Raw genomic sequence first — 20,803 nt, forward strand, 5'->3', positions numbered from 1 at the left:
TTCCCCGGGTACACCACATGTGCGCAGAGTGTCCCGGATTACAGCAGTGGCTGTCCGGCGGCGCGCGGGGATGAAGGGGAGAGTGCCCGGTGCGGGACGGGGGAAACCGCCCCGCAGGAGGTACCTCTCGTTACCTGGGCATCAGGCTGCCGCCGCGTCCTTCCTGAGCCTGAACCAGTAGAAGCCGTGGCCGGCGAGAGTGAGCAGATACGGCCACTGGCCGATGGCCGGGAACCGCACTCCGCCGATGAGCTCCACGGGATGCCGTCCGCCGAACTGCCGCAGGTCGAGCTCGGTGGGCTGCGCGAACCGCGAGAAGTTGTGCACGCACAGCACGAGGTCGTCCTTGTACTCGCGGGTGAAGGCGAGCACCGCCGGATTCGACGAGGGCAGTTCGGTGTAGACGCCGAGTCCGAAGGCGGGGTTCTGCTTGCGGATCTCGATCATGCGTCGGGTCCAGTGGAGCAGCGAGGACGGGCTGCTCATCGACGCCTCGACATTGGTGACCTGGTAGCCGTAGACCGGGTCCATGATGGTCGGCAGATAGAGCCGTCCGGGGTCGCAGGAGGAGAAGCCCGCGTTCCGGTCGGGGGTCCACTGCATCGGCGTGCGCACCGCGTCCCGGTCGCCGAGCCAGATGTTGTCGCCCATCCCGATCTCGTCGCCGTAGTACAGGATCGGCGAGCCCGGCAGCGACAGCAGCAGGGCGGTGAAGAGTTCGATCTGGTTGCGGTCGTTGTCCAGGAGCGGCGCGAGTCGCCGCCGGATGCCGATGTTGGCCCGCATCCGCGGGTCCTTGGCGTACTCGGCGTACATGTAGTCGCGTTCTTCGTCCGTGACCATCTCGAGCGTGAGCTCGTCGTGGTTGCGCAGGAAGATGCCCCACTGGCAGTTCTGCGGGATCGCCGGCGTCTTGGCCAGGATTTCCGAGACCGGGTAGCGGGACTCGCGCCGTACCGCCATGAAGATCCGCGGCATCACCGGGAAGTGGAACGCCATGTGGCATTCGTCGCCGCCCGCGGGGAAGTCGCCGAAGTAGTCGACGACGTCCTCCGGCCATTGGTTGGCCTCCGCCAGGAGCACCGTGTCCGGGTAGTGCGCGTCGATCTCCTTGCGCACCCGCTTGAGGAAGGTGTGCGTGGCGGGGAGGTTCTCGCAGTTGGTGCCCTCCTCCTGGTACAGGTACGGCACGGCGTCCAGCCGGAAGCCGTCGATCCCCAGGTCGAGCCAGAACCGCAGCGCCGAGATGATCTCCTCCTGCACCGCCGGGTTCTCGTAGTTGAGATCCGGCTGGTGGGAGAAGAAGCGGTGCCAGTAGTACTGCTTGCGGACCGGGTCGAAGGTCCAGTTGGACGTCTCGGTGTCGACGAAGATGATCCGCGCGTCCTGGTACTGCTTGTCGTCGTCGGCCCAGACGTAGTAGTCGCCGTAGGGGCCGTCGGGATCGCGGCGGGACTCCTGGAACCACTCGTGCTGGTCGCTCGTGTGGTTCATGACGAAGTCGATGATGACCCGCATACCGCGCTGGTGGGCGGCGTCCACGAACTCGACGAAGTCGGCGAGGTCCCCGAAGTCGGGGAGGACCGACGTGTAGTCGGAGACGTCGTAACCGCCGTCCCGCAGAGGGGATTTGAAGAACGGCGGCAGCCAGAGGCAGTCGACCCCCAGCCATTGCAGATAGTCCAGTTTGGCGGTGATGCCCTTGAGGTCGCCGATGCCGTCGCCGTTGCTGTCCTGGAAGGACCGCACGAGGACTTCGTAGAACACGGCCCGTTTGAACCAGTCGGGATCGCGGTCCTTGGCGGGAGTGTCCTCGAACGTGTCGTGGACGGGCTCATTGACGATCATGATGTGGGTGACCCTCCGATCGGCGGGGACGGTCGCAGAACGACGATGTGCGCGGGCGTGCTGCCCGGCTCGAGGCGCACATAGGTGGATCTGCCCCAGTGATAGGTCTCGCCGGTGAGCTCGTCGCGCACCGGTACGGTCTCGTGCCAGCCGAGTCCGAGTTGCGGCATGTCCAACGAGACCGTTGCCTCCTGGGTGTGGTGGGGGTCGAGGTTGACGACCACGATCACGGTGTCGCCCGGATTCGGACCGGACTTCTTCGAGTAGGCGATCACCGCGTCGTTGTCCACGGGGTGGAAGTGGATGTCGCGCAACTGCTGGAGGGCGCCGTGGCGGCGCCTGATCCGGTTGAGCTTGGTGATGAGGGGGGCGATGGAGCGCCCCTCGCGCTCGGCCGACTCCCAGTCACGGGGCCGTAGTTGGTACTTCTCCGAGTGCAGGTACTCCTCGCTGCCCTCCCGCACCGGCACGCTCTCGCAGAGCTCGTAGCCGGCGTACACACCCCAGCTGGGCGACAGCGTCGCCGCGAGCACCGCACGCACCTCGAAGGCCGGACGGCCGCCCTTCTGGAGGTAGGCGTGGAGGATGTCGGGGGTGTTCACGAAGAAATTGGGGCGCATGTACGAGGCGGCGTCACCGGAGAGCTCGGTGAGGTACTCGGTGAGTTCCTGCTTGCCGGTACGCCAGGTGAAGTAGGTGTACGACTGCTGGAAGCCGATGGCCCCCAGGGTGTGCATCATCGCCGGCCGGGTGAACGCCTCGGCCAGGAAGATCACGTCCGGATCGGTCCGGTTGATGTCCGCGATCACCTTTTCCCAGAAGACGACGGGCTTGGTGTGAGGGTTGTCCACGCGGAAGATCCGTACACCGTGTTCCATCCAGAAACGCAGCACTCTGAGCGTTTCCTGGACGAGTCCGCGCATGTCCCGGTCGAACGCGATCGGGTAGATGTCCTGGTACTTCTTCGGCGGGTTCTCGGCGTACGCGATGGAGCCGTCGGCGCGGTGGTGGAACCACTCGGGGTGCTCGGTCACCCAGGGGTGGTCGGGCGAGCACTGGAGCGCGAAGTCGAGGGCGATCTCCATGCGCAGACCGCGTGCCGTCTCGACGAAGTGGTCGAAGTCCTCGAAGGTGCCGAGGTCGGGGTGGAGCGCGTCGTGGCCGCCGTCCGCGGAGCCGATGGCCCAGGGGACACCGACGTCGTGGGGGCCGGGGGAGAGGGTGTTGTCGGGCCCTTTGCGGAAGGTGGTCCCGATGGGGTGCACCGGCGGCAGGTAGATCACGTCGAAACCCATGGCGGCAACGGCGGGCAGCCGTTCGGCGGCGGTGCGGAAGGTGCCGGACACGGGCGGGCCCTCCTCGGGGACGACGGCCCCCTCGGAGCGCGGGAACAGCTCGTACCAGGACCCGAACAGGGCTCGCTTGCGCTCCACCAGGAGCGACAACGGGCGGGAGATGGTGACCAGTTCGCGCAACGGGTGACGGGTGAGCGCGGCGGCGGCGTCCGGCGCCAGAGCGGCGGCGAGCCGGGCGGCCGACGAGCGCGAGGTGTCGCGGAGGGCGTCGACGGCGGCGAGCACGGCCTCGCGCCCGTCGCCCTTGGGCACGCCGGCCGCGGCCCGCTCGTACAGCTCGGCGCCCTCCGCCAGCACGAGCGCGGTGTCGATGCCTGCGGGGACCTTGATGCCGGCCTGGTGGCGCCAGGTGGCCACCGGGTCGCTCCAGGCCTCCACGGCGTAGCTCCAGCGGCCCTCCGTGTCCGGGGTGATGTCGGCGCCCCAGCGGTCGGTGCCGGGCGCGAGCTCCCGCATGGGGGTCCAGGGGCCGGGGCGGCCGCTGGGGTCTCGCAGCACGACATTGGCCGCGACCGCGTCGTGTCCTTCGCGGAAGACGGTGGCGGCGACCTGGAAGGTCTCGCCGACGACCGCTTTGGCGGGCCTCCTCCCGCAGTCGACTTGGGGACTGACGTCCAGGACAGGGATGCGACCGATCATGGGCTCACCTGAGGGCTGTTCGGACAGGACAGATTGAGCGGATTGTCTACTAATTCCTGCTTTGCCTGTTCTTTGTAGCTGGTCAGTCGACGGCTGGCGTGCTGCGGGCATGGCCGCTCCTGTCCGCGTTCACTCGGGTGGGCTGAAACCTGTCGCTCAGGGAGTGCGGTCGCGCACGTACCGGGTGAGCCTTCCCACGCTTTTCGGGTGGGCAATCCGGTGGTTTGTTAACTACTAGGACGTAGGTGGCTGCACAAGGGAAACGAATCGGCGGAACGGGGTGCGGGTGCCCACGCGACGCGTGACCACCCGCACCCCGTTCGCGCTCCGTTCGATTCCGGCTAGGGGGCGACCCGGGTTCCCCGGCTCGTTCGCGCCGCCCGTTCCTGGTGTCCTGCACGACCCCGTCCGCCGCGGCTGACGGGCCGTCCACTCGTCGGCGAACGCCGGTTTCGGCGACAGGCGGCTGCCGACGCACCGTCATCACCCCTCGTCGGAGCGGTTTCCCGTGCGGAGGCCATGCAGTGGTGGATCCCGGCGACCGCGGCAGCCGACGCGGTGCCCAGGATCTGGGTGGGGCCCTGTTCGAACACGCCGGACTCCTCCGGCCACCTACCGCACCGAACGGCCCAGACCCTGGCCGAAAGCCTCCGCCGGTTCCGGGACCGAGGCCGCGCGGTTCCCGGGAGACCGGTGAGCCGCTGACCACTGGCCACAGCTTCCACGGGCGGTGGTTGCGTTCGCGTACGCGGTGTTCGCGTCTGTTCGCGTACCCGGGCGTCGACCGCGAACCGTTCGAACGTCGGTCGCACGACCGTGCGACCGTGCGACCTCATCGGGGGCGCCGCCACGCCGGGTACCCCAACGGCTCCCCCGGAGCGACACAGTCGGTCGTCGACGGCCGCGCTCTCACCCGCGCCCCGATCCGGTCGTGGCGCCGGCCGCGTACGAGGCCGACAGCCGGTCCCGCGGTCGACCTCGGCTCCCCCTCCGGCCCCACGGTGCGCGCCCGCCGCCGAATGCCCCGGCGGGCATCCACCGGGCTCCGCGCGCCGTGGTTGCGGAGGGCGGGGTGCGACTAACGTCGTGCGACGGAGAGACGCACACCGCCGTGCGTCCCCTCGGATGCGTACCTCCCCTGCGAAGGTGGGACCCGTGAAGGCCATTCGTCGATTCACCGTCCGCCCCGTCCTCCCCGAACCGCTCCGCCCGCTCAGCGACCTCGCGCGCAATCTGCGCTGGTCCTGGCACAGCGAGACCCGAGACCTCTTCCAGGCCGTCGACCCCGCGGGGTGGCGGGCGGCCGGAGGCGATCCCGTACGGCTGCTCGGCTCGGTGTCCGCCTCCCGGCTGGCGGAGCTGGCCGGGGACCAACCCTTTCTGCACCGGCTGGCCGCCGCGGCCGCCGATCTGGACGACTATCTGCACGGACGCAGGTGGTACCAGACGCACAGCGGCACCTCCGGCGACGGCGGGCCGGAGTTTCCCGCCGCCGTCGCCTACTTCTCGCCGGAGTTCGGCGTCACCGCCGCGCTCCCGCAGTACTCCGGCGGTCTCGGCATCCTCGCCGGCGACCATCTCAAGGCCGCGAGCGACCTCGGCGTACCGCTGATCGGCGTCGGACTGCTCTACCGCCACGGCTACTTCCGCCAGTCCCTCTCCCGCGACGGCTGGCAGCTGGAGCACTATCCGGTGCTCGATCCCAACGAACTGCCGGTCACCCTGATGCGGGAACAGGACGGCACCCCGGCACGGGTGTCCCTCGCGCTGCCCGGCGGGCGCGCGCTGCGGGCGCACATCTGGGTCGCCCACGTCGGCCGGGTGCCCCTGCTGATGCTCGACTCGGACGTCGAGGAGAACGGCCCCGGCGAGCGCGACGTCACCGACCGGCTGTACGGCGGCGGCAGCGAACACCGGCTGCTCCAGGAGATGCTGCTGGGCATCGGGGGAGTGCGGGCGGTGCGGACGTACTGCCGGCTCACCGGGCACCCGGAACCCGAGGTGTTCCACACCAACGAGGGGCACGCCGGCTTCCTCGGGCTGGAGCGCATCCGCGAGCTGGGCCGGGCCGCCGAGCACGGCGGCAGGGACCTGGACTTCGAGGCGGCGCTCGAAGCGGTGCGGGCCGGGACCGTGTTCACCACGCACACCCCCGTGCCGGCCGGCATCGACCGCTTCGACCGGGAGCTGGTCGCCCGCCACTTCGGCGAGCACGCCGAACTGCCGGAGGTCCCGGTCGAGAAGATCCTCCAGCTCGGCATGGAGACCTACCCGGGCGGCGAGCCCAACCTCTTCAACATGGCCGTGATGGGACTGCGGCTCGCCCAGCGCGCCAACGGGGTCTCGACCCTGCACGGCGCCGTGAGCCGCGGCATGTTCGCGGGCCTGTGGCCGGGCTTCGACGCCGAGGAGGTGCCGATCACCTCCGTCACCAACGGCGTGCACGCGCCCACCTGGGTGGCGCCCGAGGTGTTCCGGCTCGGCGCACGCCGGATCGGCGCCGACCGCGCCGAGGACGCCCTGTCCGTCGGCGACACCGGGCCCTGGGACGCCGTCGCCGACATCCCCGACGCCGACATCTGGGGGCTCCGCCGCGAACTGCGCGAGCAGCTGGTGACCGAGGTGCGCCGGCGCGTGCGTGCCTCCTGGCGGCAGCGGGGCGCGGACGGGGCGGAGCTGGGCTGGGTCGACAACGTCCTCGACCCGGATGTGCTGACCATCGGATTCGCCCGCCGCGTGCCGTCGTACAAGCGGCTCACACTGATGCTCCGCGACCGCGACCGGCTGATGGAGCTGCTGCTGCATCCCACCCGGCCGGTGCAGATCGTGGTGGCCGGCAAGGCCCATCCCGCGGACGACGGCGGCAAGCGGCTGGTGCAGGAGCTGGTGCGGTTCGCGGACGACCCGCGGGTGCGGCACCGCATCGTCTTCCTGCCCGACTACGGCATGGCCATGGCGCAGAAGCTCTACCCGGGCTGCGACGTCTGGCTGAACAACCCGCTGCGTCCGCTGGAGGCCTGCGGCACCAGCGGGATGAAGGCGGCGCTGAACGGCTGCCTCAACCTGTCGGTGCTGGACGGCTGGTGGGACGAGTGGTTCGAGCCGGACTTCGGGTGGGCGATCCCCACCGCGGACGGCGCGGCCACCGACGACGACCGCCGTGACGACCTGGAGGCCGCGGCCCTCTACGAGCTGATCGAGAACCGGGTCGCCCCGCGCTTCTACGACCGCGGCGACCAGGGCCTGCCCTCGCGGTGGATCGAGATGGTCCGGCGCACGCTGACCACCCTCGGCCCCAAGGTGCTGGCGGGGCGCATGGTGCGCGAGTACGTGGAGCGGCTGTACGCACCGGCGGCCCGGGCCCATCGGGCGCTGGGCGCGGAGAGCGCACGCGAACTGGCCTCCTGGAAGCGGCGGGTGCGGACCTCGTGGCCGCGGGTCGCCCTGGACCATGTGGAGGCGTCGGAGCAGCCGGCGTCCGAGGGCACGGCGGAGCTGGGAGCCACGCTCGGGCTGCGGGTGCGGGTCGCCCTCGGCGACCTGGAGCCGGACGACGTGGAGGTACAGGCGGTTGCGGGCCGGGTGGACTCCGACGACGCGATCGCCGACGCCCAGACCTTCCCGCTGAAGCCGGCGAGCGGCCCGGACCTGGAGGGCCGCTGGGTGTACGAGGGTCCGCTCGCGCTGGACCGCACCGGCCCGTTCGGCTACACGGTCCGCATCCTGCCCGCCCACCGGTTGCTCGCGGCGAGTGCGGATCTGGGTCTGGTTGCCCTCCCGACGGAGGCGACGGGGGAGGGCGCGGGCGTGCTGATGCGCTGACCCCCGTGCTTCTTCGGGAGCGCTAGTCCTGTGTGCCCGGCCGCGTTCGCGGCCGGGCACGCCTTCTTCATGACGTGAACTCAGCGTCTTGACGTGCACATGCGATGCCTTTAGTTTCCTGGTCCACCATCGCGTTCACTCTCACGCTCAACGTTCATATGAGTGAACCGAGTTGGGACCGCAGCCCCCCACCCGGAAGGCATCCCCATGCGCACCGGATCCACCTCCCATGCCCTGCGCGGGCCGCGAACGCTCGCGCTCGCTCTGTCCACCGTGCTGGCCGGCGTGCTCGCCGCCACCCTCATATCCCCGGCCTCCGCCGTGAAGGAGGCCCCCGGGGCCACCGCGAAGGCGGCCGCCGCGGCCGCGGCCCCGGCCGCCTTCACCCACCCCGGCGTGCTCGTCAGCCGCCCCCAGCTGGACTTCGTCAAGGCCAAGGTCCAGGCGAACGCCCAGCCCTGGAAGGGCGCCTACGACCAGATGATGGGCAGCAAGTACGCCTCGCTCTCGCGTACCGCCAAGCCCCGCGCGGTCGTCGAGTGCGGCTCGTACTCCAACCCCAACAACGGCTGCACGGACGAGCGCGAGGACGCGATCGCCGCGTACACTCTCTCGCTCGCCTGGTACATCAGCGGTGACAGCCGCTACGCCGCCAAGGCCGTCCAGATCATGGACGCCTGGTCCGCGGTGATCAAGGACCACACGAACAGCAACGCCCCGCTGCAGACCGGCTGGGCAGGCTCCTCCTGGCCGCGGGCCGCCGAGATCATCAAGTACACCTACAGCTCGTGGCCCAACTCCGGGCGCTTCGGCACCATGCTGCGCAATGTCTATCTGCCCGAGGTCATCAACGGCTCGCACTCCAACGGCAACTGGGAGCTGAGCATGATGGAGGCCGCGATCGGCATCGCGGTCTTCCTGGAGGACCGCACGGCATACGACAGGGCCGTCACCAAGTTCCGCGGCCGGGTGCCCGCGTACATCTACGTCGCCTCCGACGGCGCACTGCCCAAGACCGCGCCGGGGTCCGGCCTCGACACCCGGGACAAGATCATCGGCTACTGGCAGGGCCAGTCGACCTTCATGGACGGACTCAGCCAGGAGACCTGCCGCGATCTGACCCACACCGGCTACGGGCTCTCCGCCATCTCACACTTCGCCGAGACCACCCGCATCCAGGGTCAGGACCTCTATCCGGAGATCGCCGACCGGCTGCGGCACGCGCTCGGGCTGCACGCCAAGTACCAGCTCGGCACCCCGGTACCCGGAAACCTCTGCAAGGGCAGCCTCAAGGACAAGCTGGGGCCGGTCACCGAGGTCGGGTTCAACGCCCTGCACACCCGCATGGGCATCGACATGAGCAACACCCAGAGGCTCACCGAGCAGCAGCGGCCCGCCGGGTCCAACAACCTGTTCGTCGGCTGGGAGACGCTCACCCACGCCGGCAACCCCAGCTGACCGAACATCAGGCGCCGGACACGCGAAACCGCCCGGGGTGGACATCCACCCCGGGCGGCTGTGCGACCGATGATCCCGAAGGATCAGAAGGTCAGCTTGAAACTGTTGATGTAGCCGGTGTCCAGCCGCGCCCGGTCCTGGACCCGCAGCTTCCAGGCGCCGTTCGCCACCTCGGAGGAGGCGTTGACCGTGTACGTGGTCTGGACGTTGTCCGCCGAGTCGGAGGAGCTGAACGGCTTCAGCGGGTACACCGTGCCGTCCGGCGCCACCAGGTCGACGACCAGGTCGCCGCGCCAGGTGTGGATGATGTCCACGCCGACCTTCAGCGCGGCCGGGGCGTTGCCGGTGCGGCCGGTGACGTTGACCGTCGAGGTGACCGCGGCACCGTTGTCCGGGATCGCGACGTCGGCACTGTTCTCGAAGACGCCGCCCGGGTCGGGGTCGCCGCCGCCGGGACGGGCGCCGACGTTGATGCCGGCCCAGGCGTCGGTCACGGACTTGACCTCGGCGCTGGTGGCACCGTAGAGCTCGGTCGCGACCGCGAGCGTGCCGGTACGGGCCGCCGCGTAGTTCGTCGTCGAGTTGAACTTCGTGGTGAGCGCCTTGTACCAGATCAGCGCGGCCTTCTCCCGGCCGATGCCGGTGACCGGCAGCCCGTCCGAGGTCGGGGAGTCGTAGTTCACGTCGTTGACGGTCTTCGCGCCGCTGCCCTCGGAGAGCAGGTAGAACCAGTGGTTCGCCGGACCCGAGGAGTAGTGCACGTCGATGCCGCCGATGCCCGAGTACCAGGCGTCCTTGGACGCGCCGTCCTTGCTCGGCTTGTCCATGTAGCGCAGCGGGGTGCCGTCGCCGTTGATGTCGATCTTCTCGCCGACGAGGTAGTCGCCCTTGTCCTGGGCGTTGTTGCCGTGGAACTCCACGGCCGCCGCGAAGATGTCGGACGTCGCCTCGTTGAGGCCGCCGGACTCACCGCTGTAGACGAGCTTCGCGGTGGCCGCCGTGACGCCGTGCGTCATCTCGTGCGCGGCGACGTCGATCGACGTGAGCGGCTTGGCGTTGCCCGCGCCGTCGCCGTACGTCATGCAGAAGCAGCTGTCCTGCCAGAAGGCGTTGATGTAGTTGTTGCCGTAGTGCACGCGGGAGTACGCGCCGACACCGTCACCCCGGATGCCGGAACGGCCGTGCACGTTCTTGTAGTAGTCCCAGGTGAGGCCCGCGCCGTAGGCGGCGTCGGCGCCGGCGGTCTCCAGGTTGGAGGCCTGCCCGTTGCCCCAGACGTCGTCCGGACCCGAGAACAGCGTGCCGGTGCCCGACGTACCCCGGTTGAGGTTGTACGTCTTGTGGCTGCCGCGTCCGGCGTCCGTGAGGTTGTACGTGGACCCGGACTGCGTGCTGCCGAGGGTCACCTGGCCGCTGTACTGCGTGTTGCCGGTGCCGTTCTCGACGGCCTGCCACTCGTAGAGCTTCTTGCCCGTGGTGGCGTCGGTGACGACGTGCAACTCGTTCGGAGTGCCGTCGTGCTGGAGGCCGCCGACGACGGTCTCGTACGCGAGGACCGGCTTGTTGCCCTGCGCCAGCCAGACCACCTTGCGCGGCGCGCGGTCCGCGTCGGCCTTGGTGGAGCCGTCGGCCTTGGCGAGACCGAGTGCCTGCTTCTCCGCGGCGGCCGGCGTCACGTCGGCGCTGGTGTCGACGTCCTTGAGCACCGTCTTCGAGGCCTTGGTCACCGACTCGGTGGCACCGGCCTTGCTCTCGGCGACCACGAGGTCGCCGCCGAGGACCGGCAGGCCCGCGTAGGTGCGCTCGTAGCGGGTGTGGGTGGTGCCGTCGCGGTCCTGGGTGACATCCCGGACCACGAGCTTCTCCTGGGCGGTCAGGCCCAGTTCGGCCGCCGTGGCCGCCGTGGTGGCGCTCTGCTTGCGGATGAGCTCCGCGCGCTGGGCGGGGCTCAGGCTCAGCGGCAGGGCGCCGGGGTCGGCCTTCCCTGCTTGCGCGGATGCCGGAACGGCGGATGCCGCCGGATCGGCCGACGAGGGTCCGGCCTGGAATCCGACGGCAAGGAGGGCCGCGGTGGCTATGAGCGCTCCGGTCGCTGTGGTGCGCCGGCGAGGCGTGGGTCTCACGCGAACTCCTTCTGCGAGGGGGGTACCGGACGACTGGGTGGGGTCGTCCGGGCAGAGCCTGCGGAGCATGTGGTGCGTGGAACGGGGGAAGAGTCGCAGGGGTGAACGGGTCCTGTCAGGACCGCGTCAACAAGTTGGCCGGATTTCGTCCGGTGCCCGTTTGGTCATGTTCGTTAAGCGAACGTTTCGTCGATCATCACCAGGTCGCCGGCCGGCGGGGGTACAAGCCCTGAGCCGCCGATAATCCCGGTATCAAACCTGTGTGCGTTCCGTTCGAACGGACAGGCCGGCGGAGGGTACGCGCCGCCCGCGGCGAGCGCCCCGAAGTGTGGCGCGTTCCGCGCCCCTCGTCGCGTCCTTTCGGACCCGCACGGCCCGGAGACGGTCAGCGGGCGCGCGGGGTCACGCGGCCCGCGGTCGCGGATCCAGCCACAGGGCCTCGGCGACCGCGCACAGCTCGCCCCCGGCGGTCGCCAGGGCCACCCCCATCGTGTGCTTGCGGCCCGACTCCTCGCGCAGCCAGGCGTACGAGACGTGCGGCGCCGCCGCGGCCACCGGCCGTAGCAGCGTCGCGGTCAGGGACGCCGTCACCGCCCCGGCCTGCTGGGTGCCGAGCAGCCGTCCCGCCCAGTTCCCCGGGCAGTCCAGCGCGCCCCACACCAGTTCGGGCGGCAGCAGCCCGTCGGAGTCCGCGAGCGCCGGGTCGGGGATCCAGCCGCAGGCGACGACGTCGCGGCCCGGGACCGGTGTGCAGTGCTGGCGCAGCCCGCGGTCGGGCGTACGGTCCAGCCCGCAGCCGAAGCAGTCGACCATTCCCGCGGGCGGCGCCGCCCGGAAGGCCTCGGTGGCGGCGACCGCCTCGTCCCACCCGGGCGCCGGCGGCGCATCGGGCCGGCGGTCGTCGGGTGCGGCGGGCCGTGCCGTCGCCAGTGGCATGTCCGCGGGGCCCAGGGCCCAGCCCCCGCCCGTCCCGGCGATCGGCACCGGCACTCCGACGGGCACGGGCCCGCGGAAGTCGACCCGTACGGTGCCCGCGCCGGATCGTTCGGCGAGGAGCCCCGCCACGAAGCCCCCGAAGGCCACGCCCGGGTAGCCGACGTAGAGCTCCGGCACCACCACCGTCTCCGGAGCCGGGTCCGGAGTCACCTCACTCGTCATGCCGACCACGATCACATACGCGGGTGGGCGCGGGTCGCGGTGGCTGGGTACCGGGGCGGCGGCCGTGTTCGCGTGCTTGCCCGGGGGGTCACGTGCGTGGACGGCGCTCGTACGGCGGAGGCGGGCGGGTCCGTGCAGGGCGGAGGCGGACGGTGCGCGGGGGCCGGAGGCGGATGGTGCGCATACAGCGGTGCACGTACGGCTGTGCACGTACAGCCGTGTACGTAGAGCGGTGCACGTACGACGCGAGCGGGCGGTCCGCGCACCGCGGGAGCGAGGGTCCGCGCACCGTCGAATAGGTCTCCGCCGCGGGCCACGGTTCAATGGTCCGTCCTGCCCGCTCCACGGCGTCTCCCAGAAGGCTGTATGTCGATCACTTCGTCCCGTCCGTCGCTCCGCGCACCCGGCGACCTCGTCGCCGCCCGCCTGACGGCGCTACGGAACAGCTTTCGCGCCGCCCGCCCCTCGCTCGCGCTCTACCTCGCGATCCGCTTCCTCGGCCTCGTCGTCCTCGTCCTCTGGTCGGCGTCCACCGGCAAGAGCGCCCACGTCCTGCTGAGCAGGCGCTGGGACTCGCTCTGGTACACCCGCGTCGCCGAGCACGGCTACGGCTTCACCCTCCAGGCGCCCGACGGGCGGAGCCTGTCCGGCATGGCCTTCTTCCCCCTGCTGCCCTGGCTGGAGGAGGGCCTGTCGGCGGTCAGCCCGCTGAGCCTGCCCGACGCGGGACTCGTGGTCAGCGCGCTGGCCTCGCTGGTGGCCGCGTGGGGGATCCACGCCGTGGCGAGCCATGTCCACGGCCACCGGGCCGGACTCGTCCTGGTGGGCCTCTGGGCGGCCCTGCCCGTCGGCATCGTCCAGTCCATGGCGTACAGCGAGTCCCTCTTCGTCGCCCTCGCGGCCTGGTCCCTGTACTCCGTCCTCACCGGACGATGGATCACCGCGGGACTGCTGTCCTTTCTCGCGGGCCTCACGCGACCCATAGGGCTGGCCGTGTGCGCCGCCCTCCTCGTCGCCGCGCTGCTGGTGACGGCGGACAGTCTGCGCACCCGGCGCCGGCTCCCGGACTCGGTGGCCGCCATGGCCGTGGGATGCGCGATCGCGCCGCTCGGCGCCGCGGGCTTCGTCCTGTGGGTCGGGCACCGGCAGGGTCATCTGCTCGGATACCTCGACGTGCAGGCGGGGTGGGGCAACGGTTTCGACGGTGGTATCGCCTTCGCCCGCTTCCTCTCGTCCTTCGCCCACTCGGGCGTCGTGACCGCCGTCGTGGTCGGTCTGCTGTTCCTGCTGGCCGCGTGGCCGCACCGGATCGGCCTGCGGCAGGGGCAGCCGGTGGCTCTGGTGGTGTACTCGGCCGTCGTCACGCTGCTTGCGCTGGGTGCCTCGGGCTACTTCGGCTCGAAGCCGCGCCTCCTGATGCCGGCCTTTCCGCTGCTGCTGCCGCTCGCGGTGGTGCTCGCCCGGTCACGCCCCGCGTACCTCTGGGCGACGCTGACCACGATGACCGCGGCGGGCGCCGTCTACGGAGCCTTCTGGCTGAACGGCTCGGGCCCGCCGTAGCTCGTCCCCGGCGCCGCCGGGCAGATCGCTCCGTCCAACTCGTTCGCGGCACCGGGCATACCGTCCCCCACACCGGGCATGCCAGCAATTGTGCATTCCATCCGATTTAGGCATTTTCGGTACGATAAGGGAGCGGGCAGGTACCGAGCGGTGATGCCCTCCGAGGGGATGCTCCGGCGCTGTTCGTCGCGCCGGTGGGTGCACGGACCGATGCCGTCCGCCTGCGCAGGTGACCACGAGCCGGGTCGGCGCGTGCCCGCGTCGCGTGAGAGCAGGATCGCGCGGAACGCCGTCCCACAGCCCCACCCCCAACAGAAACGCCCCCCAGGTACGGGCGGACGTCGGGAAGTGCCAGGCGAAGGAGTTCCTCATGGGTAAGGCAGTCGGAATCGATCTGGGCACCACCAACTCGGTGATAGCCGTGTGGGAAGGGGGCGAACCGACCGTCGTACCGAACGCCGAAGGCACCCGCACGACACCTTCCATCGTCGCCTTCTCCGACAGCGGCGAGCGGCTGGTGGGACAGCTCGCCCGCCGCCAGGCGATCCTCAATCCCAAGGGCACGATCTACTCGGCCAAGCGGTTCATCGGCCGCCACTACGACGAGATCTCCGACGAGGCCAAGGCCGTCGCCTACGACGTCGTCGAGGGCGAGGGCGGCGTCGCCCGCTTCGAGGTGCGCGACAAGCTGTACGCGCCCGAGGAGATCAGCGCGCTGGTCCTGCGCAAGCTCGTCGACGACGCGAGCAAGCAGCTCGGCGAGAAGATCACCGAGGCCGTCATCACGGTGCCCGCCTACTTCAACGACGCGCAGCGCACCGCCACCAAGGACGCCGGCCGCATCGCGGGCCTCGATGTCCTGAGGATCATCAACGAGCCGACCGCGGCCGCCCTCGCCTACGGGATGGAGAAGAAGGGGCACGAGACCGTGCTCGTCTTCGACCTCGGCGGCGGCACCTTCGACGTGAGCATCCTGGACGTCGGCGACGGCGTGGTGGAAGTGCGCTCCACCTCCGGCGACAGCCACCTCGGAGGCGACGACTTCGACCGCCGCCTCGTCGACTACCTGGCCGACAACTTCCAGCAGTCCAACGGCATCGATCTGCGCAAGGACCCGCAGGCACTCCAGCGGCTCTTCGAAGCCGCGGAGAAGGCCAAGACGGAACTGAGCTCGGTGACCCAGACCCAGGTCAACCTGCCGTTCATCACGGCGGACGCCGAGGGCCCCAAGCACCTCACCGAGACGGTCATGCGCTCCACGTTCGAGCAGATCACGGCGGACCTGGTCGAGCGGACCCTGGAACCCGTCAAGCAGGCGATGGCCGACGCCAAGATCAGCGAGAACGACATCGACGAGGTCATCCTGGTCGGCGGATCGACGCGTATCCCGGCCGTGCAGAAGCTGGTCCGCCGCCTCACCGGCGGCAAGGACCCGAACATGAGCGTCAACCCGGACGAGGTCGTGGCGCTCGGCGCCGCGATCCAGGCCGGTGTGCTCAAGGGCGAGGTCCAGGACGTCCTGCTGCTCGACGTCATCCCGCTGTCCCTGGGTGTGGAGACCCGCGGCGGAGTCATGACCAAGGTCATCGAACGGAACACCACGATCCCCGTCCGCCGTACGGAGACCTTCTCCACGGCCGAGGACAACCAGGCCGCGGTCGACATCGTCGTCCTCCAGGGCGAGCGTGAACTCGCCGCGGACAACCGTGTCCTCGGACGTTTCCAGCTCACCGACATCCGCCCCGCACCGCGCGGCGAGCCGCAGATCGAGGTCATCTTCGACGTCGACGCCAACGGCATCCTGAACGTCACCGCCCGCGACAAGGACACCGGCAGGGAACAGAGCATCACCATCAGCGAGGGATCCAACCTCGACCAGAGCGAGGTCGAGCGGATGGTCCAGGAGGCCGACCGGCACCGCGGGGAGGACCAGGCACTGCGCGAGGCCGTGGACGCCCGCAACGAGCTGGACGCCGTGGCGTACCAGGTCGAACGACGCCTCGGTGAGATGGGCGACGCCGCGGCGGCCCACGAGAGGGCGCGGGCCGAGATGCTCGTCACCGAAGCGCGCGAGGCCGTGCAACAGGCAGCGCCGGTGGACAAGGTCAGGCCGCTGACCTCCGAACTCCAGCAGATCTACGCCGCGCTGGCCTCGCAGCCGGCGGGCGCGGGGGCATCCGGGCAGGACCGGGCCGGCGCCGGCGCCGGTGCCGCGAGTCCCGGCGGATCCGAGGACGACGTGATCGACGCCGAATTCGACAAGAGCTGAGGTGCGGTCATGTCCACCGAACAGGGGCCGGTGACGCCCCCGGACGAGCTGGGCGACACCCCGCCGGAGCGGTCCGCCGGCCGGCCGGACTCGGCGGAGTCCGCGGAGTCCGGGCAGGTGCCCGAGGCGGACGACCGCACCGCCGAGCTGGCCGACCTCCGGGACCGCTGGCACCGGGCCCTCGCTGATCTGGACAACCTCCGCAAACGTCATGCCAGGGAGCTGGAGCGCGAACGGGGCGCCGAGCGCGCCCGTACCGCGGCGGCCTGGCTGCCGGTTCTCGACAATCTGGAACTGGCCCTCGCCCACGCCGGGTCCGACTCCTCTCCCGTGCTGGAGGGTGTCAAAGCCGTACGGGATCAGGCTGTTGATGTCCTGGCCCGCCTCGGTTATCCCCGTAACGACCGGACGGGGGTGCCGTTCGACCCGGCCGAGCATGAGGTCGTCGGCGTGGTCGAGGCGGAGGGCGCCGAGCCGAACACGGTCGTCGAGGTCGTACGCCCCGGCTACGGCGCGGGTGACAGCCAACTGCGGCCGGCCTCCGTGATCGTCGCCAAACGGCAGGAGTGAGGCCCTCCATGGCCCGTGACTACTACGACGTGCTCGGGGTGCGGCGTGATGCGGACTCCGAGGAGATCCAGCAGGCGTTTCGCAAACTGGCGCGCAAGCATCACCCCGACATCAGCAAGGACCCGCAGTCCGAGGAGCGCTTCAAGGAGATCAACGAGGCGTACAGCGTGCTCTCCGACCCCAAGACGCGGCAGCGCTACGACCGTTTCGGCGAGAATTTCCGGCAGGTCCCGGAGGACTACGACGAGCGGGTGGCCGCGGGTGCGGGTGCGCGCGGCGGCCCGTACGGCCGGCCGGGCGGGGGTGGCCGGGTTCGCTACAGCACGGGCGGCGGTCAGGGGTTCGACGACTCGGGCATCAACTTCGAGGACCTGTTCGGCGGGATGTTCGGGCGCGGTGCCGGCGGCGGGGGCTTCGGGCCGGTCCCCGGCGCCGACCAGGAGGCGGAGATCGAGCTCAGCGTCGCGGAGGCCTACCGGGGCGGTCACCGGAGTATCACCCTCGCCGGCCCGGACGGGCAGCGGACCTATGACGTGAACATCCCGCGCGGAGTGGTCGACGGACAGCGCATCCGGCTCGCCGGGGAGGGCGGACGGGGGAGCGGGGACGGACCCGCGGGCGACCTGCTCCTGCGGGTCCGGATCAAGCCCGATGCCCGGTTCCGGCTGGAGGGCCGGGACATTCATGTCGCGGTACCGGTGACCCCCTGGGAGGCGGCCCTCGGCGCGACCGTGCCGGTCCCCACCCCCACCGGCTCGGCCAGGGTCACGGTGCCCGCCGGTTCCTCCAGCGGCCGGCGGCTGCGGCTGCGCGGCGAGGGCATGCCCCATCCCCGTGGCGTCGACGGAGACCTCTACGCGGAGATCCGCATCATGGTGCCGCCCGAGCTCGACGACGAGGAGCGCGAGCTCTTCGAGAAGCTGGCGGCCGTGTCCACCTTCGACCCGAGGAAGCCAGGATGAGCAACGATCCGCGATCCGCAGCCGCCCCGGCACCCGGGGGCGCGAGCCGCACGGAAGCGGCCCCGGCACAGCACCTCGATGTACGGGTCCGCAGCTACGCGATGGTGCCCGCGCGCCGGCTCGACCTCGACACCGTCGCCCGGCGCTCGGGTCTCCACCCCGACCTCGTACGGCGGTTCGTCAGCCTCGGCCTCGTCGAGGCGACCCGCGACGCCCGTGGAGAGCTCCGGTTCGCGCCGACCGCTCCCGCGACCCTGGCGCGTATTCAGCGGTTGCGGGCGGGGCTTCCTCTCAACTATGCGTCCATCGGCCTGGTGCTCGATCTGCTCGACCGGATCGCCGAACTCGAGGACGCGCTGCGGCGCAGCAACACCAGTTCGAGGAGGGACGAATCGTGGATATGAACCGGCTCACCCAGAAGTCGCAGGAGGCTTTGCAGGAGGCTCAGACGATCGCCGGCCGGCTGAACCAGACCGAGGTCGACGGCGAGCATCTGCTGCTCGCTCTTCTCGATCAGCCGGACGGGTTGATTCCACGGCTGTTCGATCAGGCGGGCGCCGATACCCGGGCGTTGCGTTCGGCGGTGTCCGCGGAGTTGGCGCGTCGGCCGAAAGTGACCGGTCCGGGTGCGAGTCCGGGTCAGGTGTTTGTCACGCAGCGGCTGGCGAAGCTGCTGGACGCGGCGGAGGAGGAGGCCAAGCGGCTGAAGGACGAGTATGTGTCGGTCGAGCATCTCGTGCTGGCGTTGGTCGATGAGGGGTCCGCGACCGGTGCGGGGCGTCTGCTTGCCGAGAACGGTGTGACGAAGGACGGTTTCCTGTCCGCGCTGACCCGTATCCGCGGGAATCAGCGGGTGACGTCGGCGACGCCCGAGGGCTCTTACGAGGCGCTGGAGAAGTACGGCCGTGACCTGGTGGCGGAGGCGCGGACGGGGAGGATGGATCCGGTGATCGGCCGTGACGAGGAGATCCGGCGTGTGATCCAGATCCTCAGCCGTAAGACGAAGAACAACCCCGTCCTGATCGGCGACCCGGGGGTGGGCAAGACCGCGATCGTGGAGGGTCTGGCGCAGCGGATCGTCCGCGGCGATGTGCCCGACGGGCTGCGCGACAGGACGATCTTCGCCCTTGACATGAGTTCGCTGGTGGCCGGTGCGAAGTACCGGGGTGAGTTCGAGGAACGTCTCCAGGCGGTGTTGAGTGAGGTCAAGGGCGGGGAGGGGCGGATCCTGCTGTTCATCGACGAACTCCACACCGTGGTCGGCGCGGGAGGCGGCGCGGAGGGCGCCATGGACGCGGGCAACATGCTCAAGCCCATGCTGGCCCGCGGTGAGCTGCACATGATCGGCGCCACCACGCTGGAGGAGTACCGCAAGTACGTCGAGTCCGACGCGGCTCTCGAACGCCGCTTCCAGCAGGTCGTGGTGGACGAGCCGAGCGTCGAGGACACCGTCTCCATCCTGCGCGGACTGCGTGAACGCCTGGAGGTCTTCCACGGCGTGAAGATCCAGGACACCGCGCTGGTCGCCGCCGCGACCCTCAGCCACCGCTACATCTCCGACCGTTTCCTTCCCGACAAGGCCATCGACCTGGTCGACGAGGCCTGCGCCCGGCTGCGGACCGAGATCGACTCCATGCCGGCCGAACTCGACTCGATCACCCGCCGGGTGACCCGGCTGGAGATCGAGGCGGCGGCACTGGAGAAGGAGAGCGATACCGCGAGCGCCAAACGCCTGGACGAACTGCGCCGCGAACTGTCCGACCTGCGCTCCGAGGCGGACGCGATGCACGCCCAGTGGGAGGCCGAACGCCAGGCCATCCGGCGCGTGCAGGAACTGCGGCAGGAACTGGAACAGGTCCGCCAGGACGCCGAGGAAGCCGAACGCACCTACGACCTCAACCGCGCGGCCGAACTGCGCTACGGCCGACTCACCGAACTGGAACGGCGGCTGGCGGCCGAGGAGGAGGCACTCGCGGCCAAGCAGGGCGAGAGCCGGCTGCTGCGCGAGGTCGTCACCGAGGACGAGATCGCCGAGATCGTCGCCGCCTGGACGGGCATCCCCGTCACCCGCCTCCAGGAAGGCGAGCGCGACAAGCTGCTGCGACTGGACGAGATCCTCGGCGAGCGCGTGGTGGGCCAGGACGAGGCCGTCAAACTTGTCACCGACGCCATCATCCGCGCGCGCGCCGGCATCCGCGACCCGCGGCGGCCCATCGGCTCGTTCGTCTTCCTCGGCCCCACCGGCGTCGGAAAGACCGAGCTGGCCAAGACACTCGCCGCCGCCCTGTTCGACAGTGAGGAGAGCCTGATCCGCCTGGACATGAGCGAGTACCAGGAACGCCACACGGTGAGCCGGCTGGTCGGAGCGCCGCCCGGATACGTCGGCTACGAGGAGGGTGGTCAGCTCACCGAGGCGGTGCGCCGCAAGCCGTACTCCGTGGTCCTGTTCGACGAGGTGGAGAAGGCGCACGCCGATGTGTTCAACACCCTGCTCCAGGTCCTCGACGACGGCCGCATCACCGACGCCCAGGGCCGCACCGTCGACTTCCGCAACACGGTCGTCATCATGACGTCCAACCTCGGCTCGGCCTATCTGCTGGACGGGGTGAGCGCCGACGGTGAGATCAAACCCGAGGCGCGGGCCCTGGTGATGGGCGAACTGCAGAGCCACTTCCGCCCTGAATTCCTCAACCGTATCGACGACGTCGTCCTGTTCAGGCCCCTGGGCATGGACCAGATCAAACACATCGTCGAGCTCCAGTTCGCCGATCTGCGCCGGCGCCTGGCCGAACGGCAGATCACCGTCCACCTCACCGGGCCCGCCGTCGAACTCATCGCCCAGCAGGGCTTCGACCCCGTCTACGGAGCCCGGCCGCTGCGCCGGTACATCTCCCACGAGGTCGAGACACTCATCGGCCGCGCCCTGATCCGCGGTGACGTGCAGGACGGATCGGAGATCCGGGTCGACGCCCACAACGGCGAACTGATGGTCACCTACGGCGCGGCCGACCCCGCCGACGTGCAGAAAGCCGCGTGAAT

Annotated in this window: 12 protein-coding genes; 8 read left to right on the forward strand and 4 right to left on the reverse strand. The window is 70.3% G+C overall.

Going from position 1 to position 20,803, the window contains the following annotated elements; all coding sequences use genetic code 11:
• Positions 1-141: 141 nt before the first annotated feature.
• Complete coding sequence (gene treS, locus OHA05_RS25320; RefSeq protein ID WP_313943990.1) at positions 142-1,848, reverse strand: maltose alpha-D-glucosyltransferase; 1,707 nt, start codon at positions 1,846-1,848, stop codon at positions 142-144.
• A complete protein-coding gene (locus tag OHA05_RS25325) occupies positions 1,845-3,842 on the reverse strand; it encodes an alpha-1,4-glucan--maltose-1-phosphate maltosyltransferase (protein WP_313943989.1) in 1,998 nt (665 codons plus the stop codon). Before OHA05_RS25325 ends, treS begins: the two co-directional genes overlap by 4 nt.
• Positions 3,843-4,997: 1,155 nt before the next feature.
• Here OHA05_RS25325 and glgP point away from each other — a divergent pair.
• On the forward strand, positions 4,998-7,664 hold the full coding sequence (gene glgP, locus OHA05_RS25330) for an alpha-glucan family phosphorylase (RefSeq protein ID WP_313943988.1): 2,667 nt from the start codon (positions 4,998-5,000) through the stop codon (positions 7,662-7,664).
• Between the two features lie 207 nt (positions 7,665-7,871).
• The gene (locus OHA05_RS25335; RefSeq protein WP_313943987.1) at positions 7,872-9,122 is read left to right on the forward strand and encodes an alginate lyase family protein; all 1,251 of its coding nucleotides are present in this window, start codon (positions 7,872-7,874) and stop codon (positions 9,120-9,122) included.
• Between the two features lie 83 nt (positions 9,123-9,205).
• On the opposite strand, the gene OHA05_RS25340 is transcribed toward OHA05_RS25335, so the two are convergent.
• Complete coding sequence (locus OHA05_RS25340) at positions 9,206-11,245, reverse strand: M4 family metallopeptidase (RefSeq protein WP_313943986.1); 2,040 nt, start codon at positions 11,243-11,245, stop codon at positions 9,206-9,208.
• A gap of 402 nt (positions 11,246-11,647) precedes the next feature.
• Positions 11,648-12,403 carry a hypothetical protein gene (locus OHA05_RS25345; protein ID WP_328861794.1) on the reverse strand — a complete coding sequence of 252 codons (756 nt, stop codon included), beginning with the start codon at positions 12,401-12,403 and terminating at the stop codon, positions 11,648-11,650.
• A gap of 366 nt (positions 12,404-12,769) precedes the next feature.
• Here OHA05_RS25345 and OHA05_RS25350 point away from each other — a divergent pair, with 366 nt between their 5' ends.
• From OHA05_RS25350 to clpB, 6 genes are all read left to right on the forward strand, one after another.
• Positions 12,770-13,963, forward strand: coding sequence for a hypothetical protein (locus tag OHA05_RS25350; protein ID WP_328861795.1), 1,194 nt, complete (start codon positions 12,770-12,772; stop codon positions 13,961-13,963).
• Positions 13,964-14,333: 370 nt separating this feature from the next.
• Complete coding sequence (gene dnaK, locus OHA05_RS25355; RefSeq protein ID WP_328861796.1) at positions 14,334-16,232, forward strand: molecular chaperone DnaK; 1,899 nt, start codon at positions 14,334-14,336, stop codon at positions 16,230-16,232.
• Positions 16,233-16,241: 9 nt separating this feature from the next.
• Positions 16,242-16,802 (forward strand): nucleotide exchange factor GrpE, encoded by a 561-nt coding sequence (locus OHA05_RS25360; protein WP_328861797.1) that lies wholly within the window; start codon positions 16,242-16,244, stop codon positions 16,800-16,802.
• 8 nt (positions 16,803-16,810) lie between these two features.
• On the forward strand, positions 16,811-17,764 hold the full coding sequence (locus OHA05_RS25365) for a DnaJ C-terminal domain-containing protein (protein ID WP_328861798.1): 954 nt from the start codon (positions 16,811-16,813) through the stop codon (positions 17,762-17,764).
• A complete protein-coding gene (locus OHA05_RS25370; RefSeq protein ID WP_328861799.1) occupies positions 17,761-18,168 on the forward strand; it encodes a chaperone modulator CbpM in 408 nt (135 codons plus the stop codon). Before OHA05_RS25365 ends, OHA05_RS25370 begins: the two co-directional genes overlap by 4 nt.
• Positions 18,159-20,801 (forward strand): ATP-dependent chaperone ClpB, encoded by a 2,643-nt coding sequence (gene clpB / locus OHA05_RS25375; protein WP_328861800.1) that lies wholly within the window; start codon positions 18,159-18,161, stop codon positions 20,799-20,801. The genes OHA05_RS25370 and clpB overlap by 10 nt, the downstream gene beginning before the upstream one ends.
• Positions 20,802-20,803: the final 2 nt, after the last annotated feature.

The organism is Streptomyces sp. NBC_00306, assembly GCF_036169555.1.
Taxonomy (GTDB): Bacteria; Actinomycetota; Actinomycetes; order Streptomycetales; family Streptomycetaceae; genus Streptomyces; species Streptomyces achmelvichensis.

What these genes read in the sequence shown, in the direction of transcription:
- treS (WP_313943990.1), bottom strand. Translation starts at nt 1,848, where the DNA reads ATGATCGTCAATGAGCCCGTCCACGACACGTTCGAGGACACTCCCGCC.
- OHA05_RS25325 (WP_313943989.1), bottom strand. Translation starts at nt 3,842, where the DNA reads ATGATCGGTCGCATCCCTGTCCTGGACGTCAGTCCCCAAGTCGACTGC.
- OHA05_RS25335 (WP_313943987.1), top strand. Translation starts at nt 7,872, where the DNA reads ATGCGCACCGGATCCACCTCCCATGCCCTGCGCGGGCCGCGAACGCTC.
- OHA05_RS25345 (WP_328861794.1), bottom strand. Translation starts at nt 12,403, where the DNA reads ATGACGAGTGAGGTGACTCCGGACCCGGCTCCGGAGACGGTGGTGGTG.
- OHA05_RS25350 (WP_328861795.1), top strand. Translation starts at nt 12,770, where the DNA reads ATGTCGATCACTTCGTCCCGTCCGTCGCTCCGCGCACCCGGCGACCTC.
- dnaK (WP_328861796.1), top strand. Translation starts at nt 14,334, where the DNA reads ATGGGTAAGGCAGTCGGAATCGATCTGGGCACCACCAACTCGGTGATA.
- OHA05_RS25360 (WP_328861797.1), top strand. Translation starts at nt 16,242, where the DNA reads ATGTCCACCGAACAGGGGCCGGTGACGCCCCCGGACGAGCTGGGCGAC.
- OHA05_RS25365 (WP_328861798.1), top strand. Translation starts at nt 16,811, where the DNA reads ATGGCCCGTGACTACTACGACGTGCTCGGGGTGCGGCGTGATGCGGAC.
- OHA05_RS25370 (WP_328861799.1), top strand. Translation starts at nt 17,761, where the DNA reads ATGAGCAACGATCCGCGATCCGCAGCCGCCCCGGCACCCGGGGGCGCG.